Raw genomic sequence first — 19,427 nt, 5'->3', positions numbered from 1 at the left:
TATAACAACTCTTCTCCCCCACCTTTGGCCACTCTGGCCGCATGGACCATGCCGCACAGCCTGAACCTCATCAACACCATTGCTGCCGCGCTGGGCCTGGCGCTGGTGTTGGGTTTTCTGGCCACGCGTGTGCGGCTCCCGGCGCTGGTGGGCTACCTGTTGGCGGGTGTGGTGATTGGCCCGTATACCCCCGGTTTTGTGGCCGATGCCGCCATGGCCAGCCAGCTGGCCGAAATTGGCGTGATGCTGCTGATGTTCGGGGTGGGGCTGCATTTCTCGCTGGGCGACCTGTTGGCGGTGCGCAAGATTGCGGTGCCCGGGGCGGTGGTGCAGATCATCGTGGCAACCGCCCTGGGCATGGCCGTGGCGTCATGGTGGGGGTGGAGTCTGGGTGGGGCTTTGGTGTTCGGAATTGCGCTGTCGGTGGCCAGCACGGTGGTGCTACTGCGCGCGCTGGAAACCCTGGGCATTCTCGATACCTACACCGGCCGCATCGCGGTGGGCTGGCTGGTGGTGGAAGACCTGGCCATGGTGCTGGTGCTGGTGTTGTTGCCGCCGTTGTCCGGCGTGCTGGGCGGCAATGCTGCCGCAGCCACGTCGGTCAGCATCTGGCAAACGTTGGGGTGGACGCTGCTGCAGGTGGGCGGGTTTGTGGCGCTGATGCTGGTGGTGGGGCGGCGGGTGTTTCCGTGGGTGTTGTGGCAGGTGGCGCGCACGGGTTCGCGCGAGTTGTTTACGTTGTGCGTGGTGGCGGCGGCCGTGGGCATTGCGTTTGGGTCGGCTGTGCTGTTTGGGGTGTCGTTTGCGCTGGGTGCCTTTTTTGCCGGCATGGTGATGCGGGAATCCGAATTCAGCCACCGGGCAGCGCAGGAGTCTTTGCCGCTGCGGGATGCGTTTGCCGTGCTGTTTTTTGTCTCGGTGGGGATGTTGTTCAATCCCTCTGTCATGTGGGAGCGGCCATTGCAGGTGCTGGCCGTGGTGGCGATCATCATTGTGGGCAAATCGCTGGCGGCGGCCGCTTTGGTGCTGGCGTTTCGGTATCCGCTGCACACGGCGCTGACGGTGTCGGCCAGCCTGGCGCAGATTGGCGAGTTTTCGTTCATTCTGGTGGGGCTGGGTGCATCGCTGGGCTTGCTGCCGCCCGAGGGCGCCAGCCTGGTGCTGGCTGGAGCGCTGATTTCGATTGCGCTCAATCCGCTGGTTTTTCGTGCCATAGCGCCGCTGCAAAAGTGGCTGCTGGCGCGCTCGGCCCTTGCGCGGCGGCTGGAGCAGCGCGACGACCCGCTGGCCGAGTTGCCCACCAGCACGGACGAGCGTTATCTGGCGCGCCAAGTGGTGCTGGTGGGCTATGGCCGCGTGGGGCGGCGTGTGGCCAGTGTGCTGGCTGCGCACAACATCCCGCTGGTGGTTGCCGAGCAGAACCGTGAACTGGTCGAAAAGCTGCGGGCTCAGGGCATGGCGGCCGTGTTTGGCGACGCGGTGGAGCCGGCGGTGTTGATCCAGGCCCACATCGCGCGCGCTCACATGCTGGTCATTGCCACGCCCGATACGCTGAATGTGCAGCAGATCATTGCCACTGCACGCCTGCTCAATCCCGGCATTGAAACCGTGGTGCGCAGCCACGGCGAAGAGGAGGCGGTGCGCCTGGAGAAAGAGTGTGGCAGCACGGTTTTTATGGGCGAAGAAGCTTTGGCCCAGGCCATGGCGGGCCATGTGCTGGCCCGCGCGGCCGCGCGGGGCAGCAACGCCACACCTCCCGGCGTGCTGCATGAATCGGCTTGAATTGTAGCCAAATTGGCCTGTAGCCCTTATGTATCAAGCGCTACATGCTATTGTTGTTGATTGTTCGATGCACTTGTGTGCAGCGCGCAGCGAATGCCCTGTTCGCCATGATCGGCTTATTCGTCCGATTCTTCAAACACCAGCGAGGGCACAGTCATGACGCGTGCCGTGCTGCCCAGCTCGTCAATCAGGCGGTTGGCGAAATAGCTGCTTTGGGTGTCAGGCTCCAGGGCCGCAACGGCCAGATGGGCCAGACCCTGGTTGAGCGGCACATAGAAACTGCCGGCTGGCACATCAATGGCGCTGCGCACCGGCGTCACCTGGGTGCGGATGATGCTGGAGCCACCTGCGATGGTGCCGCGCACATCCGTGCGTTCGGTGGTTTCGCGCGCGGTTTCATGGTAAGTGTCGGCCAGCAACGCGCCGGGTTCCGCGATACGCAACACCTGCACGCCCAGCATTTGCAATCGCTCAACCGCTGCGGTGGCATGGGCTGCCAGCCAGTAGCCGCAAGGCCGGGGGCGCGATTTGACGGGCCGCAGGGCGAGCGATGAATTCCAGTCCACTTTCAGGGTGCGGTCTGCGCCGGTGTCGGGGTCGAGCATGGTCAGCTCCCGCTGCATGGGTGTGGCCTGGGCCTCTATCACCACCTGGCCCTTGCATGCCTTGGAGGCTGTGTCACGCGCGACATAAGAGCGCACTTGTTCCAGATCGGCTGCGCGCTCTGCGGTGCTGCGCAGGGCGCTGGTGATGGTCGTGACCTGGGTGTGAACCCGGCGCTGGATGTGCAGGCGCCCCAGTCCCACGCCACGGGTTTCGACCAGCAGGCTGACGGCGTTTTTCAGGCCGTTCACGTTGCGGCCGGTGTCGGGTTGCACGCCGCCCATGGATATGCGCTTGTCGTCAGGCTGGGTCGAGGTGGTGTAGTACCACTCGCTCGACATGCCCTGGGACTGCAGTGCGCCGAGCATGGGCTGGTGGTACCACTCCTGCGATGCCTTGGTCAGAAACTCGTGGTAGTTGGCCGTGGTGGTGTATTGCAGCAGGGCGTCGTAGCGCTGAATGGCGTTGAACTTTTGCAGATAGCGCCCTGCCACCGTGAATTCGTGCGCATCCAGAACCAGAATGGGGCGGTAATCTCGCACCACGCGTGCCAAGGCCCGGGCTTCGGGGGTGTTCAGCAACAGGTGATCGCGGTTCATGTCCACGCCATTGGCGGTGGTGCGATTGCCGTTGGTGGCGCCATCGGGGTTGGCACGGGGAATCACCACCACGTTGATGCGATCGAGCAAGGGTTCAAGCAGGCCCTGTGCGAGTTCTCGGGCAACCACCAGCAGCGCTTCGCTGCCCGCGGGTTCGTCCCCGTGCTGCTGGCCGATGAGCACCACCGTGGAACGGCCATTGGCCTCCAGGCTGGCCATGTCCATGCCTTTGGCGCGCGTCAGGAGCAGGCCCAGAATCGGTTCGCCTTGCTGCGAGGCACCCAGTTGCAGAACACTGGCCTGCGTGGGGCCCCTTGGCGCAGCATTAGCGATGTTGTGCAGCCATTGCCCCAGTTCGGAGTTGGTTGTGAAACCGCGCCGTTCGGGGGCGAGCCCAGGTGTGCTGTATTGGGTGGACGGTTCGGCAAACCGAGCGGCCACGGCCGGGCCATAGGGGGCAGCCGCAGCGCTTTCGGGGGCGGCTGGCGTGGGCGCGCCGACCTGCAGTGGCGTGACCACCACGTTGTCGCGCGCCTGCCCCAGAGGCGCCGGCACCACGACGCCACGTTGCACGCGTGGCATGGAATCGGCTGTTGTGGAGCGCGCCGCAGTAGGCGTGCCGGGCCACGGGGGAAGCGGGGTGCTGGCGCATGCGGACAGCAGCAAGGCCACTAGGGCCAGCGAACCGCGCCACGGCAGAGGGTGCCCAATCCGTGGTGCTGGCTGTGCGGCCTTAGCGGGGGTTGAAACAGACAGGGTGTGGCGCTGGGTCATGGTGTGCTTTGCTTGGGATACTGTCGGGCTTGGCGCGATGTTAACTGCGCCTGCTGCCAGCGGCGTGTCGGCGGACACCGCGCGGTCCCTGCCAAGGCCCGATTAGCCGGATTGCAACGCACGACCTGACAGCACCTGCACACCCGAGGGGCCATGCCGCACAGCGTGCACCAGTGCATGTGCCACATCGCGCGCAGCCACGGCACGGTAATTGGCGGGGATGAGCGGGCGCAGCCACTGCAGGAGCGCCAGCGAAAGGGACTCGCCCCGGCGCGGGGTCTGGTGGAGCGGTTGTCTGTTGCCTGCCAGCACCGAAGGTCGTGCGATGACCAGGGTGGAGAAACCCAGGGCCTGCAGGTCCCGTTCCATTTCACCTTTGATGCGGCTGTAGAAAATGCGCGACTGCGGGTCGGCGCCCATCGCGCTCACCACACCGCAGCGCGTGGCGCCCGCCCGTCGAGCGGCCTGCGCGGTGGCCAGCACGGCGCTGTAGTCGATTGCACGGAAGGCGTTCTGGCCGCCCGCCGCTGCCATGGTGGTGCCCAGCGCGATGTAGACATCGTCCACAGGCGGCAAAGAAGGCAGCGCCGAAAAATCAACGGCATGCACCACCACATTCCTTGCGAGGGCAGCAGGCGCACGGCGCCCCGCTGCATGCAGGATGTGGATGGGTGGGCCGTCAAGGCTGGCTGTGCCTGGGACGTTTTCAGCGGCTAAAAGAGCCGCGATTACCTCCCGGCCCACGAGACCCGTTGCCCCGGCCACCAGAGCCACCCGTGCCACCGCCATAGCCACCACCTCCCGAATTGCCACGATATCCACCACCGCCACGGCGGCCGCTGCCAGCCATGCTGTCCACACTGGTGCGCATGGGGTCGGGTTGGCCGCCTGCCGCGTGGCCTGCGTTGCGCTGACCCGGGTTGCTGTGGCCCGAATGCGTGCCCAGGTGGGCATTGGGACGAGGAGGTTGTGCGTCGTCGTAGCGGTTGCCACCACCGCCTTCGTAGCCGCCGCCACCGGCTGGTGGGCGTGCACGACCGCGTGCCGGTGCCTGGGCACCCCCACGCGCGCCGCCGCCCTGGCCACCACCGCCGCCGCCACGGCCGGAGCGGGGTGCATTGCCGCCGCCGCCACCGCCGCCAGCAGCCTGGCGCGGGCCGCGTTCACCACCGCCGCCACCCTGGCCAGCCTTGTTGGTGCGGATGCGATCCATCATTTCGCTGCGAGCCGCCTTGGCAGCCGCTTGCATGACATCGCGGCTTGGCGGTTTGCCCGCACCGCCCCAGATGGTCTGGCGGCCCATGGCAATGGGCTCTGCCTTCTCGCCCGCGTCGGGTCCAAATCCTTCGATCACCTGCACGGGAATCTGCTGCTTGGTGAACCGCTCGATGTCCATCATGAAACCTTCCTCGTCCATGCAGACCAGGCTCACGGCTTCACCACTGTTGCCTGCGCGGCCGGTACGGCCGATGCGGTGCACGTAGTCTTCCGACACGTTGGGGATTTCGTAGTTGACGACGTGTGGCAACTCGTCGATGTCGATGCCGCGTGCTGCAATGTCGGTGGCGACCAGGGCGCGGATGTCGCCGCTCTTGAAGCCGGCCAGGGCCTGCGTGCGGGCGCTCTGGCTCTTGTTGCCATGCAGGGCCATGGCGTTGACGCCGTTCTTGGTCAGAAATTCGGCCACATTGTTGGCGCCGAACTTGGTGCGCGTGAACACCAGCACCTGGCTCCAGTTGTGCTGCTGGATGATGTGCAGCAGCACCTGCTTTTTCTTGCCGCGACCGACGGGGTGGATCACCTGCGTGATGCGCTGAACCGTGGTGTTGCTGGGCGTGACCTGGATGCTTTGCGGGCTCTTGAGCAGGGTGTTGGCCAGCTCGCGGATCTCGTCACTGAAGGTGGCCGAGAACAGCAGGCTTTGCTTGTCCTTGGGTACCAGGGCCAGCACCTTCTTCACGTCGTGGATGAAGCCCATGTCCAGCATGCGGTCGGCTTCGTCGAGCACCAGCACCTGCACGGTCGACAGGTCCAGGAAACCTTGCTGCTGCAGGTCGAGCAGGCGGCCGGGGGTGGCCACCAGGATGTCCACGCCGCGCTTGATGCGGTCGATCTGGGGGTTCATGCCCACACCGCCGAAGACGACGGTGGAGTTGATATCGAGGTATTTGCCGTATTCGCGCACCGACTCTTCCACCTGGGCCGCGAGTTCGCGGGTGGGTGTAAGAACCAGGGCACGAATGCCCTTGCCGCCAAACTTGTTCTTGGGCGCAGCGCTTTGCGACAGGCGATGCAGCATGGGCAAGGTAAACGCGGCGGTCTTGCCGGTCCCGGTCTGTGCGCCGGCCAGAAGGTCATGGCCCGCCAGCACGGCAGGAATGGCCTGCGCCTGGATGGGCGTGGGGGTCTCGTAGCCTTGTTCGAGCACAGCCTTCAAAAGGGCAGGAGCCAGATTCAGTTCTTCAAATTTCATGTCGGTGAATGCACCCGTCCGGGGCGCTGGGTATCGGCCTGTCGTGGCAACCGGTGGGTTGCCGAGCCAGTCTTAGGCAGATGAGGTTCAAGAGTGGGAGCCCGGAAGATGCTCTTCCTTTGTCCCCAGCAGATTGCTGATGTGGCGGGCAACTGGAGCCCACAACGGCATGTATTGTCGCATGGGCCGATAATCGCGGTTTGAACGCAGAATTTCTGCCCACTTTTGCAGGTTAGAGAACGAATGGCCCAATACGTATTTTCCATGAACCGTGTCAGCAAGACCGTGCCGCCCAAACGGCAGATCTTGAAAGACATCTCCCTGAGCTTCTTCCCGGGCGCCAAGATCGGTGTGCTGGGGGTCAATGGCTCTGGCAAGTCCACTTTGCTCAAGATCATGGCGGGCGTGGACAAGGAGATCGAAGGCGAGGCCATTGCCATGCCGGGCATCAAGATCGGCTATCTGCCCCAAGAGCCGCAGCTCAACCCCGACCACACGGTGCGTGAAAGCGTCGAGGAAGCCATGGGCGAGGTGTTCGCTGCCAAGGCCAAGCTCGAAGAGGTGTATGCCGCTTATGCCGACCCGGACGCCGATTTCGACGCGCTGGCCGCCGAGCAGGCCCGTCTGGAAGCCATCATTGCCACCGCTGGCACCGATTCCGAGCACCAGCTGGAAATCGCCGCCGACGCGCTGCGCCTGCCCGCGTGGGACGCCAAGGTAGGTGTGCTGTCGGGGGGCGAAAAGCGCCGCGTGGCGCTGTGCCGCCTGCTGCTGTCCAAGCCCGATATGCTGCTGCTCGACGAGCCTACCAACCACCTGGACGCAGAATCGGTGGACTGGCTGGAGCAGTTCCTGCAGCGCTATCCCGGCACGGTAGTCGCCATCACCCACGACCGCTACTTCCTGGACAACGCGGCCGAGTGGATTCTCGAACTCGACCGGGGCCATGGCATTCCGTACAAGGGTAACTACAGCGACTGGCTCACCCAGAAGCAGGCGCGCCTGGAATCCGAGCAAAAGGGCGAAGAATCGCGCGCCAAGGCCCTGAAGAAGGAACTCGAATGGTCGCGCCAGAACCCCAAGGCCCGCCAGGCCAAGAGCAAGGCCCGCCTGGCACGGTTCGAGGAACTGTCCGACTTCGAATACCAGCGGCGCAACGAAACGAATGAAATCTTCATTCCTGTGGCCGACCGTCTGGGTACCCAGGTGATCGAGTTCAAGAACGTCACCAAATCGTTCGGCGACCGTGTGCTGATCGACAACCTGACCATGAACGTTCCTGCTGGCGCCATCGTCGGCATCATCGGCCCCAACGGGGCCGGTAAATCCACGCTGTTCAAGCTGATTGCCGGCAAGGAAAAGCCCGACAGCGGTGAAGTCGTCATTGGCTCGACCGTGAAGATGGCCTTTGTGGACCAGCACCGCGATGCACTGGCCAATGACAAGACGGTCTGGGAAGACATCTCCGGCGGCCTGGACATGATCAACATCGGCAAGTTCACGATGGCCAGCCGCGCCTATGCGGGTCGCTTCAACTTCAACGGCGGCGACCAGCAAAAGAAGGTGGGCATGCTTTCGGGTGGTGAACGCGGTCGCCTGCACCTTGCCAAGACGTTGATCTCGGGCGGCAACGTGCTGCTGCTCGACGAGCCCTCCAACGACCTGGATGTGGAAACCCTGCGCGCCCTGGAAGACGCTCTGCTGGAGTACGCCGGCACGGTGCTGGTCATCAGCCACGATCGCTGGTTCCTCGACCGCATTGCCACCCACATTCTTGCTGCCGAGGGCGATAGCCAGTGGACCTTCTTTGATGGCAACTACCAGGAGTACGAAGCCGACAAGAAGCGACGCCTGGGTGAAGAGGGCGCCAAGCCCAAGCGCATGCGCTTCAAGGCACTGAAGTAAGCAAAGAGGGCTTGCAGTCAAGTAGCATTGCAACTGGAAGCTTTTCTTTCCTCCTCCCAACATGTCTTCAACTGCGCCCCGATCGAGAACGGTGTTCCGTGCCTGCGTCGTCAACGCCGTGCGCGCGGGCGAAGCACTCATGTTGCAACTGGTCAAAGTTACCAAGGGCGCTTTGTCGGGGGAGGAGTCGACTACCCGCGATATTCAGCGGCGTTCTCTGGTGGGTGATGCGCTGCGGTTGCTGACCCAACACGAGGCCGCCCTGGCCAAGGCCTATCCGATGGCCTTGCTCGAAATTTTTGCCGAAGGGCCCTCCAAGGCAGGCGCACGCACGGTGGACGACACCGGCATGGATTTCGGTGAGCTTTCGCTCATGGACGAAACCGAGATGCACGACCAGGTGGAGCTGTCCCGGGCACAGCAACTGGCCGCGCATGCCACCGACGCTGTGCTGACGGAACTCAACACCCTGGTCAGCTCGGCACAGGGCTTGCGCAATGTGCAGCCCGAACGCAATCCGCTGCGCCCGGAAAACTACATTCGCGCATTGCAGAGGGTGGTGGCCGAAACCGGGGTGGAGCCGCCAGTGCGGCAACTGTGGATGCAGCACATGCGCGAAGTGCTGGGCCAGTTGCTGGTGGCGGAATACAAGAGCGCCTCCGCCAGCCTGCGGGAGCATGGAGTCGAGCCTGTGGGATATGCGGTGCTGGGCATGCCCTCAGGGTGGGCTGGACGCAGCGGCTACGGTGCTCCCAACCAGAACACCGGCTATGGCGGGGGCTCTTCGACCGGCTACGGTGGGCATTCCATGGCTGCCCCCGTGAGTGAGTACGGCATGCCTGGATCGTACGGGCGGGGCATGGGCGGATCGACCGGCTGGCAAGGTGAATCGCAGCAGGCACCCATTTCCTCGGCAGCCGAGGAGGCCTTGTTGACCGTGGGCATCCTGCGCCAGATGCTGGCAGGCGGTGGTGACCCCTATGCCTTCGATGCGCGCGCCTATGCTGGAGGGGCATCGCAACCTGTCAGTTTGCACTCTGCATGGTCCGACCCGCGCGGCGGTGGTGCCAGTGCGCAGGCGGGACTGACGGGCCAGCCCAGTGGGTATTTCCCCTCCGGTGCCGTCGCCGAGGCGATGCAGGACATGGCCCAGCTCGAACGCCTGGTGGGACGCCTGTCCGGCAGTCCTGCGGCAACTGGCACAAACTGGCGCGGACCGGGCGCTGCCCCGGTAGCGTATGTGGTTCCCTACGCGCCCCCGGTGGATGGCCAGGCCTATTCGCCGGCTGTTGCCGTCGAAGTGGTGGGCCGCATGATGGACAACATTGCGCAGGATGGGCGCCTGCTTGCCCCGGTTCAACGCGCGGTGCAAAACCTCGAACCGGCGATCAAGCAGCTGGTGCAGCATGACGGGCGCTTCTTCACCGACGAGACGCATCCGGCGCGGCGGTTGCTGGATGAGTTGACCCAGCGCAGTCTTGCTTTCAACACCGAGAGCGCGCAGGGGTTCAGCCAGTTCATGCGCTTGCTGAACCAGGCGGTCGAGCATCTGGCTGCCACGGATATTCAGGATGCGGGGCCTTTTGACACGGTGCTCAAGGCGCTGCATGCGGCCTGGGACACCCAGGCGCAAAAGATCAAGTCCCAGCAAGAGGTCAAAGAAAAAATTCTGCTGCAGGCAGAACAGCGTGAAATGCTGGCCGAAAAGATTGCGGCCGACATCCGCAAGTTGCCGGATCTGGAGCAGGTGCCCCAAGACATTCTGGACTTCGTCACCGGCCCGTGGGCCGATGTGGTGGCGCTGGCCCAGGTGATGCAGCCCGAAGGCCTGAACGGTACGGAGGGCGACCCCGGGGGGTATCTGGCACTTGTGCCCCTGCTGCTGTGGAGTGCGCAGCCCGCACTGACGCGCGCCGAACCTGACCGCCTCACCAAAGCCATCCCTGGCATCCTGACCACGGTGCGCACGGGGCTCAAGACGATCCAATACCCTCCCACCCGGACGAGCAGTTTCATGCAGCGGCTGGTGGGCCTGCACCAGGAGGCTTTTGAAAAGCCAGCCCCTGTCGCAGACGCTCCCGAACCCGAGCCCGAACCACCCGTTGTCGAACCGGTGAGTGAGGTGCCTATGAGTCAGGTGCCGGCGGTGGAGGTTTCGGAAAGCGCGCCACCAGACAGCGCGCCTGCCGAACCCGTGGAAGAAAACCTTTATGCAGAATTTGTGGTCGGCGTGTGGGTGGAGCTGATCACCAACCGCCGTGCGGTGCGCACTCAGCTCACCTGGGCCAGCCCCCACGGAACCCTGTTTCTGTTTACGGCGGCCGACGGCAGCACCCAGTCCATGACGCGGCGCATGCGCAACAAGCTGGCATCCGACGGGGCCCTGCGCGTGGTAGCCGATGCGCCGGCGCCCATTGCCCGCCCCGCCGAGGCGAAGGTAAACGCGCCCTGGCCACCTGCCAAGCCCGGCAAAGCCCGCTGACCACGCCTGCAAAGGCAAGCACGGACAAGCACACAGGGCGGGATGTCCGCCAGCCTTGCGGTGCAAGCACCTTCAGGTGCGCAAAAGCTTTTTTCGGACCAGGTGAATGTGGTTGCGCAGGGCATACAGCTCGTCGGCATACGACAGCGGCACGCTCACTTTTTCGGCCTGGGCCTCCAGCGTGTCGAGCGCCACCAGCAGGTCTTGTGGCGAGGCTTTGCCCGATTCAAAGTCGTTTTCGATCTCGCGCAGCCGTCCATACCAGCGGAACACCCGCGAACGCACCCGGAACTGGTAGATCGGTGGCACCACCCGTGACAGCGGCAGCATCACCGCCAGCAAAATGCCCAGTACCAGCCACATGCGCTCGATCAGGTTGGCAATCCAGAACGGCAGATAGCGCTGTAGCAGGGGCACTGGTTCGTTGATGGCGCGCTCACCTTCCTTGGCAATGGGCAACTCACCGTGCCGGGTGCTCGGAAACTCGCGCGCACGGTTGAACCAGCCCGCGCTGCCATGCAGCGCCTGCGCGTTCTGGGCAAAGAGCGTCAGAAGCGCCGGGTGGGTGCCCTCCCGGGCCACCAGCGATGTGGTCGATGCCACCAGCCGCACATCGTGCGCAGGCACATTGCCCGCCAGATCCACCACGCCACGGGGCAGGGTCACGGGGGTGAGAAACGGAAATTTGCGGCCATAGGCCTCGTGCTGGGCAAAATCCATGAGCCGCACACCAGGGGTCTGCAGCAGCATCTGCACCATGAGGGATTCCGGCGCCGATGCAAATACCAGTGCATCCAGCTTGCCTGCCAGAAAGGCCATCGTGGCGGGTGTCTGCTCCAGCCGGGACAGTTTCACCTGCCCCTTTTCGACGCGGTTCGCATCGAGCAATCGGTCTATCAGGGTGGGCACGCCGCTGCCTTCCGAGCCCACGTTCACGCGCAGGCCCCGCAATTGGCGCAGGCTGTCGAGCCGTCCGCTGTCAGTCACTTTCAGGCCGGCATCCGTGCGATAGAACAGCCAGACCGGCTCGACAAAAAGGCTGCCCAGCGACACCAGGAGATCAGGGTCGTCCGGCTGCAGCTCTGCGGTGCCGCCCTGCACAAAGGCCAGATCGGCCTTGCCCTCGCGCAGCAACTGCAGGTTGGCCGATGAGCCCTCGCTGGGCAGCAGCACCACCTCGATGCCGTCGGCGGCAAGGGCTTTCTGGTAGCGCTTGCCAAATTCTTCGTAGGCGCTTTGCGCGGGACCGGTGGCCAGCGTGACCTGGTTGGGTGGATTGGGGTTGAGCCACCAGTAGGCGGCCACCAGCAGCCCCAGGGCCAGGAAAGCCAGCGGGCCGGCAGAGACGATGAGGTCGCGCAGTGTGAGCAGGGTGTTGCGAAAAGCCTGGGGCATGGTTCTTGTGGTGAATGAGACCGTGGGTGCGCGGGTCAGGCCAGATCGGCTGCGCAGGGCAGGCGCAGGCCGTTGGACATGGTGAGGGACTTTGCCGCCCGCACCGCGCGGGCCGTGGCAATGGAGGTGGCTTCGGCTGCCATGGTGGCAAGCACCAGCATGCCGGGGTGTCTGCCTGAAAGGCCGGTGCCCAGGGTGAACAGCGTGTCGCCATCGGACATGGTGTGCACCGGGTTGATGCTGCGCGCCAACCCGTCATGGGCGGCCACTGCCAGGCGGTGGGCCTGCACCTTGGTGATGACGGCATCGGTGGCCACCACGCCGATGGTGGTGTTGGTGCCGGCCAGCAAGGGTTGCGGAGGCTCGCCGCGCAGCAGGGCGCGGCGGGTGTCGAGCAATCGCAGGCCGTCTTCGGTGCGGGCGCCGGCAATCACCTGGGCAGTGTCGGGGTCGAGCACGTCACCCAGGGCATTGCAGGCAATCAATGCGCCCACGGTGACGCCACCCACGGTAATGGACGCGGTGCCCACGCCGCCCTTCATGGCCCGCTGCATGCCAAAAATCTTGCCGACCACGGCGCCGGTGCCAGCGCCTACATTGCCCTCGGCAGGATCATTGCGCGATGCGGCAGCACACGCGGCATAGCCGGCGGCGGCGTCGGGGCGGATGCGCATGTCGCCCACCAGCAAGTCAAACAGCACCGCGGCGGGCACGATGGGCAGGCGGCCTACCGCCACGTCAAAGCCCACGCCGCGTTCCTCCAGCCAACGCACGGCGCCGGTGGCGGCCTCCAGCCCCCAGGCGCTGCCGCCGGCGAGCACGATGGCGTGCACCTTCTCAACCAGGTTGCATGGGTCGAGCAGGTCTGTTTCGCGCGTGCCGGGCGCTGCGCCGCGAACATCAACCCCGCCCACGGCGCCCTCGCGTGCCATGACCACGGTGCAGCCGGTGGGGCGGCGCGCGTCGGTGAAGTGGCCCACCTCGATGCCGGCCACGCGGGTGATGCTGCCAGCGTCGCTGGTGGGAAGGCTTGCGTTCATGGGCGGTGATTATGGTGCCCGCCCAGGTCCGAAGGTGTCTGCCTCAGGTCTTGTGCCAACACCGTCGCGCCGTATGCACAAGGGTGCAGCGGCTTGCGCTGTAGATGCTCAGAGAGCGCCCTTGCCGGGTGCCTTCAGCGTGCGGCTTCCATGCGCGTGACGATGTAGGCCCCGGCGCGCTGTTCCACCCGGAACCGCACCTTATCGCCGGGTTTGAAGGGGGCGAGCATGTTGGCGTCGGTCACGCGGAACACCATGGTCATGGGCGGCATGCCCAGGTTTTTGATTTCGCCATGGCGCAGGGTGACCTTGCCGGTGCGCGGGTCCCAGCGGGTGATTTCGCCATCGCTCAGATCACCCTGGTCTGCCGATGTGCCGACTGAATTGTCCTGCACCGCCGGTGCGGTGACGGGGTGGTGGCTGTCATGGTCGTTCGTCGAGGCAGGGGCTTGGGCCAGAGTAGGGCCCAGCACGCTGGCCAGCAACAGCGCGGCAACGGAGTGGGCAAGGGGTTTCACGACGAGGCCTTCTGGTTGTAGCTCTTGAAGATGCGGGTGGTGCCATCGCGAGCCACCAGCAGCACGTCGTAGGGGTCGCGGCGGTTACCGTATACCGCGCCGTCCATGCCGGGCGATCCCACGGGCATGCCCGGCACCGTGAGGCCCAGCGCCTTGGGCTTTTGCTGCAGCAATGCGCGCACGTCGCTGGCGGGCACATGGCCCTCGATGAGGTAGCCGCCCACCAGCGCGGTGTGGCACGAGCCCAGTTTTTGCGGCAGACCCAGGCGTGCACGCACCGCGTTGTTGCCGGTGTCGTGGATGGTGAAGGTGAAGCCATTGGCTTGCATGTGCTCTATCCAGTCGTGGCAGCAGCCGCAGTTGGGGTCTTTCCATACCTCCACCGGGGTGCCTGTGGCGGCGCGCACCAGGCGCGGTGCAACCAACACTGCGCCTGCCAAGGGCAGTGCGGTCAGCAGGAGATGGCGTCGGCTCAGTCCGCGGCGGAGTGCGGCGGGGGCTGCAGAAGTTGCGGTTTTGAACATGGTGGAGTCCTTCGATGTGAATAGTGGGATGAACAGAGGGGCAAGTCAGCGGCTGCGCGGCCGCACCGTGATGGTTCCTGTCATGCCGGCCTCGTAGTGGCCGGGGATCAGGCAGGCAAAGTCAAAGGTGCCAGGCCGGTTGAAGTGCCACACGATGTCGCCGCGCTGGCCTGCGCGCACATGGGCCATGTAGGGCGCGTCGTGTTCCATGCCCGGAAACTTTTGCATCATCTGCGCATGCTGGTCAAGTTCGGCCTTGGTGCCCAGCACGATCTCGTGCAGCACCTTGCCCTTGTTCTCGGCGCGCAGGCGCACGGTGTCGCCTTCCTGCAGCTCGATGTGGGCCGGGGTAAAGCGCATGTCGTCGCTCATGCGCAGGGTGATGGTGCGGCCAACGGCCTTGGCATCGCCCGCAATGCCCCAGTCTTTTTGTTCCTTGGCCGCGGGAGCGTCAGAGGCATGGTGTGGCATGTTTTCATGGCCAAAAGAGGTGCCAGCGCTTATGTATAAAGCGCAAGCAGCTATAAATTTGATAGTATTCATGGAGATCCTTGTTCAGTGCTGGTGGCCGCTGGCTGCGGGTTTGCGTGCGTTGGCAGCGCCTGGTGCGGCGCCGGGGGTGTCGGTGCGCGCGGGGCGTGGGGTGCTGGCGGGGGCGCCCGTCCACTCATGGGCCTGTGTGCCCGGCGGTTGCGGGAAGTCGCCCGGGTCGCGGTAGTCGCCCGCGCTCTGGTTGGCGCGCACCTTGAAGGTGGTGAACATGCCGCCCATCTCCAGCGGGCCAAAGGGGCCAGTGCCGGTCATCATGGGGAAGGTGTTGTCGGGCAGCGGCATCTCCATGGCGCCCATGTCGGCCATGCCGCGCTCGCCCATCACCATGTAGTCGGGCACGATCTTCTGGATTTTTCCGACCAGGCCGCGGTGGTCCACCCCGATCATGGTGGGCACGCTGTGCCCCATGGCGCCCATGGTGTGGTGGCTCTTGTGGCAGTGCAGGGCCCAGTCGCCGGGCTCGTCGGCCATCAGCTCAATCTGGCGCATCTGGCCCACGGCCACGTCGGTGGTCACTTCGGGCCAGCGCGCGCTTTTGGGCACGGGGCCGCCGTCGGTGCCGGTCACTTCAAACTCGTGCCCGTGGATATGAATGGGATGGTTGGTCATGGTGAGGTTGCCCACGCGGATGCGCACGCGCTCGCCCAGGCGCGCCACCAGCGGGCTGATGGCGGGGAAGACGCGGCTGTTCCAGCACCAGATGTTGTGGTCCAGCATGGTGTTGACCTTGGGCGTCATGCTGCCGGGCTCCACGTCAAAGGCGTTGAGCAAAAACGCGTAGTCGCGCTGCACCTTGGCAATCTGCGGGTGCGCGGCCTTGGGGTGCGTGATCCACAGGCCCATCATGCCCATGGCCATCTGCACCATCTCATCGGCATGGGGGTGGTACATGAAGGTGCCGGGGCGGCGTGCCACAAATTCATAGACAAAGGTTTTGCCAGCCGGAATCGCGGGCTGGTTGAGCCCGCCCACCCCGTCCATGCCGTTGGGCAGGCGCTGGCCGTGCCAGTGGATGGTGGTGTGCTCGGGCAGGCGGTTGGTGACGAAGATGCGCACGCGGTCGCCCTCGACCACTTCGATGGTGGGCCCGGGGCTTTGGCCGTTGTAGCCCCACATGTTCACCATGAAGCCGGGCGCCACCTCACGCACTACGGGCTCGGCCACCAGGTGGAACTCTTTCACGCCCGCGTTCATGCGCCAGGGGGCGGTCCAGCCGTTGAGTGTGACCACGGGGTGGTAGGGGCGGCCCGTGGGTGGGTGCAGTGGCGCTGCGGTGTCGGCGCTGGTCTGCATGGCGGGCTCGGGCAGCGCAGCCATGGCCACGCGGCTGACGGAAGCTGCGGCCACAGCCGTGGCCGCGCCGGAGAAGAAATTGCGGCGGTTCATGTCAGTGGCCTTGAGGGGTTGCTGTGGCTGCGGTACCAGATGCCAAGCCTTGCAAGGCGCCCGGTGAGGTGCCTGTGAGGGCAAGCTGCAGGTCGGTCTCGGCCAGCCAGAAGTCGCGCTGCGCTTCGATGGCGTGGGCCACGGCCTGGGTGCTGTTGCGCGCTTCGGCCAGCATGTCCCACACGCTGGCCAGCATGCCGTTGTAGCGCAAGGTGGTCTCGTCGCTGATGAACTGGCGCAGCGGCACCACCTCGCCCTGCTGCTGGCGCGCCAGGTCGAGCGCGGTGCGGTAGGTCAGCCAGGCGGCACGCACTTCGCCACGGGCGCGCACGGCGGTGTCTTGCAACTGGGCGGCGCTTTGCTCTACCTCGGCCTGCGCACGGGTGCGGGCTGCACCGCCCCAGTCGAACAACGGCAGGGGCAGCTCCAGCTCCCAACCGCGCGTGGTATCACGGTGGCCGCCATCGCGGTCGGTGGTGGTGTTGCGGCTGTAGGCCACGCCGATATCGCCAAACACGGCACCCGCACGGCTCCAGCCCTGGCGGGTGGCCTGGGTGTCGAGCTGGCGGCGGGCGGCTTGCACATCAAGGCGCTCGCGCAGCGCGGTGGCTTCGATGCCGTCTGCAGGCAAGGCGTTGGCGGGCAGTGGGGGCAGTGGTGCTGCCAAGCGGTATTGCGCTTGCAGCCCCCACACGCCCATGCGGCGGTTGAGCTGCTCGCGTTCGGTGGCGGCGGCCAAGCGGGCGCGGGCCAACTGGGCGCGGGCGTCGTGCAGCACGGCCTGTTCGCGCGCTTGCTGCAAGCGACTCCAGTTGCCCACGCGCACCATGCGGCGGGCCAGCTCGGCCCCGGCCTCGGCGGCTTCGACCATGCGCTCGTGTGCTGCAGCCACCTGCTCGGCGGCCACGGCGCGCAGCCAGGCGCGGCGGGTATCAAAGGCCAGCGTGACCACGTCTTGCGCCGTTTGCAGCGTGGCGATCTGCAGGCGCTCGGCCTGCCGCGCCGTGCGCCAGGGCAGGGTGACGAGGTCGAGCACGCTGAAAGCCAGCGTGCGCTCAATCTCGCGCTCATGGCTGTTGGTAAAGCGCCCCAGAGCCAGGTGCGGATTGGGCAGCGTGATGGCTTGCACTCGTTCGGCATCGGCTACGCCCAGCGCGGCCAGCCGGGCGTGCAGCCCGGGGTTGTTGAGCAGTGCAATGCGCACGGCGGTATCCTGCGTGATGGGCTGGGCCAGCCAGTCGTTGATGGACTGCTGCGCCTGGGTGCGGGCGGTCGGGTCGGTGGCGGGCAGGGCGGCTTCTGTGCCCCCGGTGCGGCCTGCCGTGAGCGCGGCCACGTCGCCGCGCAAGCCGTCGGGTGCGACGCTGGCGCAGCCCGCCAGCACGGCCGCAGCGCCCAGCAGGGACGCGCGATGGAAGGCATTCATGGTTTGCCCCCGTGCATTGGCATGTGGTGGCGCATGGGCTGGGTGCCGGGGCCTGAATGCGGCTGACCGCCCGGTGTCGCTGGCGGTGTGTGCGTCGGGCTGAGGGCGGGGCTTGCGGCAGACTGCTGCTCCCACGCCAGGATGTCGGCGTGGCCGCGCGGAAATGCGGCTACTGCTTGATGGGCCTCACGCCAGGCGTTGGGGGCGGGCGTGCTGTTCCCCAGCGGCAAGGGCGCCATGCCAGGGTGAACGAGCGGGGCCCCCGGCGCTTCGGGGTTGGCCGCATCCTGCAGGAAGGCCGGGCTTTGGGCCAGCGCAATCAAAGGCGTCAGCAGCCCAAGGCGTGCAGTCTGCCGGAGCAAAAAAAACAGTGAATCGGGGGCGCGCATGGCGATCTCCAGACAACGAACAGAACATTGCGCTGCCGCCTGATGCGCCCCGGGGGGGCGGGTTCAGGCCGTGGCAGACGCACTTCGGGCGTCGGAGATCAGGCGATGGGTGGTTTGATGGTGCGTGCGGCCTGCACGCTGGCGAACGGAACGCTGTCCGCAGACCGCACTGCGCCACGCAGGTGCAGGGGCTGCGCTGGCAGCGCGGGCGGCGCCAGCATGGCCGAGTGGCAGATATCGCAGTCCGCGCAACTGGGACTGTGTTCGTGCGGGCCGCATTCGCTGGTGGGGGTGTCGTGGCAGTTGACCGGCGCCGCGGCATGGTGGTCATCGCCCGGGGTTGCGTGCAGTGCGTGCCCTGGGTGCCCTGCAATGGCGCTGGCATGCGCAGTGGGGGTTGCTGGGGCTGCTTTTTGAACGGTCTGCACGGACTGAATCGGCAGCGGTGGCACCACCCCGGCGGCCATGGCGGTACCCATGAGGCCCCTCAGGACCAGCATGACGACCAAAGCCAACGACAGAATGCGACGCATAGGTAAATGATAGACGCCGCCACGAAAAGGTTCCTTGGTGGCGCGGTGCCCCTTCTTGCCGTGGGGTTGGCCGCCATCACTGCTGCGGGCAAGCACGGGGGTTTTGACCACGCCTGCGAAGTACCCGGGTAGAGGGATGGGTATGGCGGGGCTACACCGCCATGTAGCGCCCGGGCCGGTGGTTCATGGCCAGCACCAGATTCAGGGCCACGGCACCGGCAATCGACCAGGCCACGCGCAGGGGCTCTACCGACCACAGTGCCAGCAGCACGATGCAGCAATCCACCGCCATCTGCACTTTGCCGGCGCGCCAGCCATACCGGTCTTGCAGATACAGCGCCAGAATGCCCACGCCGCCCAAGCTGCAGCGGTGGCGAAACAGCACCAGAAAGCCCGTGCCCGTGATCAACCCGCCTGCGATGGCGGCATACAGAGGTTGCAGGTGCGAGAACTGCAGGAACTGCGTCTGCAACTCGGTCAGCACCGACAGCAGCAGCACGGCGGCAAAGGTCTTGATCGTGAACGCCCGCCCCAGCTTGCGCAGGGCCAGCCAGTAAAAAGGCAGGTTGAGCACAAAGAAAATCTTGCCAAAGCCGATGCCCGTGGCGTAGTGCAGCAAAAAAGCCAGCCCGGCCGTGCCGCCGGTCAGCAGCCCGGCGCTGGTGAAAAAAGCCACGCCCACCGAGATCAGCAGCACGCCGGTAAACACCGCCACCGCGTCTTCGGTGAGGGTGTGCGGTGCGGTAGCGGCGGGAGGTGGCATGGCGGGAGCGGGAGCAGTGGTCGTGCGGGTCATGGTGGTGGGGCGTGGCGGGAGTGGGTTGGAGCACGCACGGGGCAGGCCGGGCTTGCTTTGTGTCAACCACGGGCCGTGAGGGAGAGGGGGCTATATCGCAATCAAAATAATAGCATCTAACGCTTTATGGATAAGCGCTTGCGTGTGTTTTATGGTTCTCTTCTATTTCGGGTGGCGTACAACATTCCCCACTGAGTCCATGGTCAGGCCCTTGCTTTTAGCAGAGGATTGCCCGGCAGGTGGGTAAGTT

General features: G+C 65.5%; 16 protein-coding genes. 3 read left to right on the top strand and 13 right to left on the bottom strand.

Annotated features, from left to right (window positions below; all coding sequences use genetic code 11):
- The first annotated feature begins 48 nt into the window (after positions 1 to 48).
- A complete protein-coding gene (ybaL, locus tag B7Y64_RS03510; protein ID WP_291325924.1) occupies positions 49 to 1,782 on the top strand; it encodes a YbaL family putative K(+) efflux transporter in 1,734 nt (577 codons plus the stop codon).
- Between the two features lie 116 nt (positions 1,783 to 1,898).
- Here the strand turns inward: ybaL and B7Y64_RS03505 are convergent, their stop codons facing one another.
- From B7Y64_RS03505 to B7Y64_RS03495, 3 genes are all read right to left on the bottom strand, one after another.
- Positions 1,899 to 3,758 (bottom strand): M14 family metallocarboxypeptidase, encoded by a 1,860-nt coding sequence (locus tag B7Y64_RS03505; protein WP_291325922.1) that lies wholly within the window; start codon positions 3,756 to 3,758, stop codon positions 1,899 to 1,901.
- 102 nt (positions 3,759 to 3,860) lie between these two features.
- On the bottom strand, positions 3,861 to 4,367 hold the full coding sequence (locus tag B7Y64_RS03500; protein WP_291325920.1) for a nucleoside-diphosphate sugar epimerase: 507 nt from the start codon (positions 4,365 to 4,367) through the stop codon (positions 3,861 to 3,863).
- A gap of 97 nt (positions 4,368 to 4,464) precedes the next feature.
- A complete protein-coding gene (locus B7Y64_RS03495) occupies positions 4,465 to 6,231 on the bottom strand; it encodes a DEAD/DEAH box helicase (protein ID WP_291325918.1) in 1,767 nt (588 codons plus the stop codon).
- 243 nt (positions 6,232 to 6,474) lie between these two features.
- Between B7Y64_RS03495 and ettA the strand changes: the two genes are divergently transcribed.
- Positions 6,475 to 8,136 carry an energy-dependent translational throttle protein EttA gene (ettA, locus tag B7Y64_RS03490; RefSeq protein WP_111864342.1) on the top strand — a complete coding sequence of 554 codons (1,662 nt, stop codon included), beginning with the start codon at positions 6,475 to 6,477 and terminating at the stop codon, positions 8,134 to 8,136.
- Positions 8,137 to 8,197: 61 nt separating this feature from the next.
- Entirely contained in the window at positions 8,198 to 10,618 is a 2,421-nt protein-coding gene (locus B7Y64_RS03485) for a DUF1631 family protein (protein WP_291328384.1), read from the top strand.
- Positions 10,619 to 10,690: 72 nt separating this feature from the next.
- On the opposite strand, the gene B7Y64_RS03480 is transcribed toward B7Y64_RS03485, so the two are convergent.
- The 10 genes from B7Y64_RS03480 to B7Y64_RS03435 all read right to left on the bottom strand — a co-directional run bounded on the left by B7Y64_RS03480 (position 10,691) and on the right by B7Y64_RS03435 (position 19,177).
- On the bottom strand, positions 10,691 to 12,013 hold the full coding sequence (locus B7Y64_RS03480) for a TAXI family TRAP transporter solute-binding subunit (protein ID WP_291328382.1): 1,323 nt from the start codon (positions 12,011 to 12,013) through the stop codon (positions 10,691 to 10,693).
- Positions 12,014 to 12,048: 35 nt separating this feature from the next.
- Positions 12,049 to 13,053: a P1 family peptidase gene (locus tag B7Y64_RS03475; protein ID WP_291328380.1), complete on the bottom strand. Its 1,005-nt coding sequence runs from the start codon at positions 13,051 to 13,053 to the stop codon at positions 12,049 to 12,051.
- Between the two features lie 134 nt (positions 13,054 to 13,187).
- Positions 13,188 to 13,571, bottom strand: a complete 384-nt coding sequence (locus B7Y64_RS03470) for a copper-binding protein (protein WP_291328378.1) — start codon at positions 13,569 to 13,571, stop codon at positions 13,188 to 13,190.
- Complete coding sequence (locus tag B7Y64_RS03465) at positions 13,568 to 14,095, bottom strand: DUF411 domain-containing protein (RefSeq protein WP_291326324.1); 528 nt, start codon at positions 14,093 to 14,095, stop codon at positions 13,568 to 13,570. The genes B7Y64_RS03470 and B7Y64_RS03465 overlap by 4 nt, the downstream gene beginning before the upstream one ends.
- Positions 14,096 to 14,140: 45 nt before the next feature.
- Positions 14,141 to 14,638: a cupredoxin family protein gene (locus B7Y64_RS03460; protein ID WP_291326322.1), complete on the bottom strand. Its 498-nt coding sequence runs from the start codon at positions 14,636 to 14,638 to the stop codon at positions 14,141 to 14,143.
- A 12-nt stretch (positions 14,639 to 14,650) separates the two neighbouring features.
- Positions 14,651 to 16,033 carry a copper oxidase gene (locus B7Y64_RS03455; protein ID WP_024814796.1) on the bottom strand — a complete coding sequence of 461 codons (1,383 nt, stop codon included), beginning with the start codon at positions 16,031 to 16,033 and terminating at the stop codon, positions 14,651 to 14,653.
- A gap of 1 nt (position 16,034) precedes the next feature.
- A complete protein-coding gene (locus B7Y64_RS03450; protein WP_111864329.1) occupies positions 16,035 to 17,459 on the bottom strand; it encodes a TolC family protein in 1,425 nt (474 codons plus the stop codon).
- Positions 17,456 to 17,848: a hypothetical protein gene (locus tag B7Y64_RS03445; RefSeq protein WP_024814798.1), complete on the bottom strand. Its 393-nt coding sequence runs from the start codon at positions 17,846 to 17,848 to the stop codon at positions 17,456 to 17,458. The genes B7Y64_RS03450 and B7Y64_RS03445 overlap by 4 nt, the downstream gene beginning before the upstream one ends.
- Positions 17,849 to 17,946: 98 nt before the next feature.
- Positions 17,947 to 18,381, bottom strand: a complete 435-nt coding sequence (locus tag B7Y64_RS03440) for a hypothetical protein (protein ID WP_291326320.1) — start codon at positions 18,379 to 18,381, stop codon at positions 17,947 to 17,949.
- 151 nt (positions 18,382 to 18,532) lie between these two features.
- The gene (locus B7Y64_RS03435; RefSeq protein WP_114656198.1) at positions 18,533 to 19,177 is read right to left on the bottom strand and encodes a YitT family protein; all 645 of its coding nucleotides are present in this window, start codon (positions 19,175 to 19,177) and stop codon (positions 18,533 to 18,535) included.
- Positions 19,178 to 19,427: the final 250 nt, after the last annotated feature.

The sequence above is a fragment of the Acidovorax sp. 35-64-16 genome (assembly GCF_002281195.1).
Classification (GTDB): Bacteria; Pseudomonadota; Gammaproteobacteria; order Burkholderiales; family Burkholderiaceae_C; genus Acidovorax; species Acidovorax defluvii.
This window is presented reverse-complemented; position numbering and strand designations above follow the sequence as displayed.